Source organism: Rhizobium ecuadorense (genome assembly GCF_001187535.1).
GTDB lineage: Bacteria > Pseudomonadota > Alphaproteobacteria > Rhizobiales > Rhizobiaceae > Rhizobium > Rhizobium ecuadorense.
In genome coordinates, this window is the sequence record NZ_LFIO01001753.1 from 1 (window position 1) to 5,323 (window position 5,323).

At 63.6% G+C, this 5,323-nt stretch carries 5 protein-coding genes; 4 read left to right on the plus strand and 1 reads right to left on the minus strand.

Annotated features, from left to right (window positions below):
• A partial coding sequence (gene dinB, locus AF337_RS35230) for a DNA polymerase IV (RefSeq protein WP_049735720.1) occupies positions 1-933 on the minus strand: 933 nt, incomplete at its 3' end.
• A gap of 175 nt (positions 934-1,108) precedes the next feature.
• Here dinB and AF337_RS35235 point away from each other — a divergent pair.
• From AF337_RS35235 to AF337_RS35250, 4 genes are all read left to right on the plus strand, one after another.
• On the plus strand, positions 1,109-1,417 hold the full coding sequence (locus AF337_RS35235; protein ID WP_049735717.1) for a hypothetical protein: 309 nt from the start codon (positions 1,109-1,111) through the stop codon (positions 1,415-1,417).
• Positions 1,418-1,472: 55 nt separating this feature from the next.
• Complete coding sequence (ligD, locus tag AF337_RS35240; protein WP_049735718.1) at positions 1,473-4,109, plus strand: DNA ligase D; 2,637 nt, start codon at positions 1,473-1,475, stop codon at positions 4,107-4,109.
• A 30-nt stretch (positions 4,110-4,139) separates the two neighbouring features.
• Positions 4,140-5,054, plus strand: coding sequence for a hypothetical protein (locus tag AF337_RS35245; RefSeq protein WP_049735719.1), 915 nt, complete (start codon positions 4,140-4,142; stop codon positions 5,052-5,054).
• Positions 4,975-5,323 (plus strand): GXWXG domain-containing protein (locus AF337_RS35250; RefSeq protein WP_193393696.1); only part of this gene is annotated, 349 nt, incomplete at its 3' end. The genes AF337_RS35245 and AF337_RS35250, both read left to right, overlap by 80 nt.

A 5,323-nucleotide genomic window follows, 5' to 3' on the forward strand; every position in this document is an offset into this window, starting at 1 on the left:
TGCTGGAATCGTCTTGCTGCGGGTGATCTGGTTGAAGTCGGCATATTTGACCTTGAGGGTCACCGTCTTGGCGCCGATCGCATTGGCCTCGCAATAACTCCACACCTTTTCGATCAGCGGCTGAAGCCCTTCACGCGCCGGCTCGTAGGCATGGAGGTCATGCGAGAAGGTATCTTCAGCGCCGACGGATTTGCGCACCCGATTCGGCTTGACCTGGCGCTCGTCAATGCCGCGGGCGATGCCGTAAAAGTATGGCCCCGACTTCCCGAAATGCTCGACCAGGAACTCGAGGGTCTGCCGCTTGAGATCGCCGCCGGTGTCGATCCCGAGCCGGTGCATTTTTTCGGCGGTAGCGGGGCCGACGCCATGGAATTTCTTGACGGGAAGCGCTTCGACGAAGAACGGCCCGTTCTTCGGCGTGATGACCGCCTGGCCGTTGGGCTTGTTAAGGTCGCTCGCCATCTTGGCGAGGAACTTGTTGTAGGAAATCCCGGCCGAGGCGTTGAGGCCGGTGACTTGCTTGATCCTGGCGCGGATCTCCAGCGCGATCTCGGTGGCGATTTCCATGCCCTTGAGATTATTTGTGACATCGAGATAGGCCTCGTCGAGCGACAGCGGTTCGATCAGGGGCGTGTATTCGGCGAAAATCTCGCGGATCTGCTGCGATACCGCCTTGTAGACGTCGAAGCGCGGCGGCACGAAGATCAGATCCGGGCATTTTCGCTTGGCGGTTACCGACGGCATGGCCGAGTGAACGCCGAAGGCACGAGCCTCGTAGCTCGCCGCCGCCACCACGCCCCGGGCCGCCGATCCGCCAACGGCGATCGGCTTGCCGCGCAATTCCGGATCATCGCGCTGTTCGACCGACGCGTAATAGGCATCCATGTCCACATGGATGATTTTTCGGACGGGGGTCGAGCTCATGTCGTTCATGGCGGCTTCAGCGATCGCGATAGGATCGGCTTTGAAATACGCCGAAACAAAGCAAGAACATAGCAGGCTTCGGCGCGATATCAATCATTTCAATGGCGCCTCGGCCCCGCGGCGGAAACTACCAGCCGCCGGCGCCGTTCTCATCCCTAAGGAAATCAACATCAGGAGACCCCCAATGGCGGACGACAGCACCACGACGATCAGAGCCACGTTCGAAACCCGGGAAGCAGCCGACCTTGCCGTCGAGCATCTGGTTCAGCAACACGGCATATCCCGGCCCGACATCTTCATCCAGTCGGCCAGCGACCGCAATACCGCCGGCGCCGCGCCATCGGGCGGCGATGCCTCGCATGACGATGGCGCCCGTCGTGACGCGCCGCTCGAAGGCGAGATAGAGGTCTCGGCGGATATCGCATCCAGCCAGGTCGCCGCCGTCCAGCGCAGTCTCGGAGATGCCGGCGCGCTGCGGGTGTCGCAAGGCTGAGCGGAAAACGGATGCCAGCGCCGTCCGCTCGTACGACTAGGAGATCATGAGTCTCATGACCGACAATCTCTCGAAATACCGCGCCAAGCGCAATTTTCAGAAGACCAGCGAACCGAGCGGAGAGGCGCACGTCAAACCGTCGAACCGCCGGCGATTCGTGATCCAGAAGCACGACGCCACACGGCTGCATTATGACCTCAGGCTCGAGCTCGACGGCGTGTTCAAGAGCTGGGCGGTGACCAAGGGACCGTCGCTCGATCCGCATGACAAGCGGCTGGCGGTCGAGGTCGAGGATCACCCGCTCGACTACGGCGACTTCGAAGGCACGATCCCCAAGGGCCAATATGGCGGCGGCACGGTGATGTTGTGGGATCGCGGCTATTGGGAACCGGAAGGCCGGAAGTCACCGGAGGAGGCCTTGAGGAAGGGCGACTTCAAGTTCACGCTGGAGGGCAAGCGCCTGCATGGCAGCTTCGTCCTGGTCCGGATGCGCAACGACCGCGATGGCGGTAAGCGGACCAACTGGCTGTTGATCAAACATCACGACGATCATTCCGTCGAGGAAAACGGTGCGGTGATCCTGGAGGTGAATGGGACCTCGGTCGCGTCCGGCCGCAGCATGGATGAGATCGCCGCGGGCCGGGGCAGAAAGCCGCGGCCGTTCATGATGGCGAACGCCGATGTCGAGGCGGACGCCGTCTGGGACAGCAAGCATGGGCTAGCGGCCGACGAGCGCAAGAAGCGGTCTCGCAAGGATGTCGCGACCTCGACCGCCGCCGACCTGCCGGATTTCGTCGACCCGCAACTCTGCGAAAAGCTTGACCGGCCGCCGGCCGGCGACGATTGGCTGCACGAGATCAAGTTCGACGGTTATCGGATCCAGATGCGTGTCGCCGATGGCCAAGTGACGCTGAGGACACGCAAGGGCCTCGACTGGACCGCGAAGTACCCCGAGATCGCCGAGGCTGCTTCCCAACTCCCCGATTGTATCATCGATGGCGAGATCTGCGCGCTCGACGAAAATGGCGCGCCCGACTTCGCGTCCCTGCAGGCGGCACTGTCGGAAGGCACGACAGGGACGCTGGTCTATTTCGCCTTCGACCTGCTGTTCGACGGCGGCGAGGACTTGCGATCGATGCGCCTGGTCGAGCGGAAGGAGCGGCTGCAAAGCCTACTCGCCGCTGCCGGCGACGATCCCCGCATCCGCTACGTCGAACATTTCGAATCCGGTGGCGACGCCGTGCTCCGCTCGGCCTGCAAGCTCCATCTCGAGGGCGTCATCTCCAAGCAGATGGACGCTCCCTATCAGTCCGGCCGCACCGACAGCTGGGCGAAGTCGAAATGCCGGGCCGGCCATGAGGTGGTGATCGGCGCATATGCCAAGACCAATGACCGGTTCCGTTCCCTCCTGGTCGGCGTTCACCGCGGCGATCACTTCGTCTATGTCGGTCGGGTCGGAACCGGCTACGGCGCGAAGAAAGTTGACATGCTGCTTCCGAAACTGAAAGCGCTGGAGACGGCGAGATCGCCGTTCACCGGGATCGGCGCGCCGAAGAAGCAGGCAGAGGTCGTCTGGGTGAACCCCGACCTTGTCGCCGAAATCGAATTCGAAGGCTGGACCGCGGATGGCCTCGTCCGGCAGGCCGCCTTCAAAGGCCTGCGCGAGGACAAGCCGGCCAAGGAGGTCGAGGCCGAAAAGCCGGCGCCGCCTGCCAGGACTGACACCGCTGATCCCGCGGCGACCGCAAGGCACAGGCCTGTCCGCCGCAAGGGCGCGAAGGCCGAAGTCATGGGCGTCCTCATCTCCAACCCCGATAAGCCGCTCTGGCCGGACGCCGGCGATGGCGAGCCGGTGACCAAGGAAGACCTTGCGCGATATCATGAAGCCGTCGGAGCCTGGCTGGTCGAGCATATCAAGGGCCGGCCGTGTTCGATCATTCGCGCGCCGGACGGGATTGGCGGCGAACAGTTCTTCCAGCGCCATGCGATGCCCGGCACCTCCAATCTCCTCGAGCTGGTGAAGGTCTTCGGCGACAAAAAGCCCTACTTGCAGATCGACAGGATCGAGGGCCTCGCAGCCATCGCCCAGATCGGCGGTATCGAACTGCATCCGTGGAATTGCGAGCCCGGCAAGCCGGAAGTGCCCGGCCGGCTGGTGTTCGATCTCGATCCCGGCCCCGACGTGGCTTTTTCGGCCGTGGTCGCGGCCGCCCGCGAAATGCGCGATCGGCTCGACGAGCTCGGCCTCGTCAGTTTCTGCAAGACGACTGGCGGCAAGGGGCTGCATGTGGTCACACCGCTCGCCGTCAATAAACGGAAACCGCTCTCCTGGGCAGAGGCCAAGGGCTTTGCGCATGACGTCTGCCAGCAGATGGCGCGTGACAATCCCGACCTCTATCTCATCAAGATGACCAAAAGCCTGAGGGGCGGCAGGATTTTCCTCGATTATCTCCGCAACGATCGCATGGCGACTGCCGTGGCGCCGCTCTCTCCGCGCGCGCGTCCCGGCGCCACGGTGTCGATGCCGCTGACCTGGGGCCAAGTGAAGTCCGATCTTGACCCGAAGCGGTTTACCGTGCGCACGGTGCCGGCGCTGCTTGCGAAAACCTCCGCCTGGCAGGACTATTGTGACGGCGAGCGACCGCTGGAGCAGGCGATCAAGCGGCTCGGAAAGTCAAAGCGGGCAGCGTGATTTTTGAGAGTGCCCTCGGGACGATGTCGCATGGACGACGCAACGAAAGAACCATCAACCCCGCTCCCGCGTGAGGGGGCAACGACCGATCTGCCGCACGACCGCATAACGGTGCGGCGTTTTCGGGAAGCCTTTCCGCGAGCACGGTGGAGCGACAGCCTCAACGCTTGGTTCGTGCCCGGCCGCACCGCGGAGAAGCGCATCGGCCGCTGGCTGGCAGAGATGGAGGCGGAGGCCGACAGATTTGCCGACGACAAGGGCAGGGACGCCTTCGCCTTCGAGCCGATCGAAAGCCGCTATCTTGAACCAGCCCCTGCGACCTTCCAGATCCGGACTCCCTATTCGCGCACCGTCGTCAACGAAATCCGGGAGATTCCGCTTGCCCGCTGGGACGACGATCGGCGCCTGTGGACCGTCCCGTATCGCTCGTTCGAGGAATTGCGCCAGCATTGGCCGGCGATCGAGGCTGCCGCGGAACGGAGCGAGCCGGAAGCCCGCCGCGCAAGACGCGAGGCAATCAAGGGGACGGAGGAAGACGAGGCATCCAAGGCGAGGATGAGGGAGCGCCGGCGCAAGCGCTATCCGGTTCCCGCCGATGACGGCCCGCCCTTCCAGCGCGCGATCGGCACCCATGCCGGCGTGGTCTTCTTCATCGGTACGGACGGCGAACTGGCGGACCCCGCGACCATCGGCAACTTCTATTTTCCCGCGGCCGAGGGCGAAGAATATGTCTGGGTGTCGTGGCGGTCGGGCTCGCTGGAAGAATTGGTGACGACCTGGCCGGCGAAAACACCGCCGGATCAGATAGAGCTCACGCGGGGCTGGTGGATGCCGACGCTCGACGAGTTGCGCATCGCCCGGCGCGATGCCAAATCCAGGCGCCGTGCCAGGGAGCGCAAGCAGAAGGACACGACTTCCGTTGAGAGACCAGCAGACAGTCCTTGAGGAATTTCAGAGCTTTCCGCCGATTGTACCGCGCGAACTCGTCGGCCTGTGGAAGGGGCGTGGCATACCGTCTGGACACCCCTTCGACGGCGTCCTGGAAAATCTCGGCTGGTTCGGCAAGCGGTTTACGCCGGACATGCGCGCCGATGCGCTTCTGTTTCGGTCGGGCGAGCGCCGGCTGGTTGCCATCGATCCGAGGTGGATTCCGCTTGCCCTCGCGCTGCGCTTCCATCACATCGGCCGGACGTGGATTGCGAAAAACCTGTTTT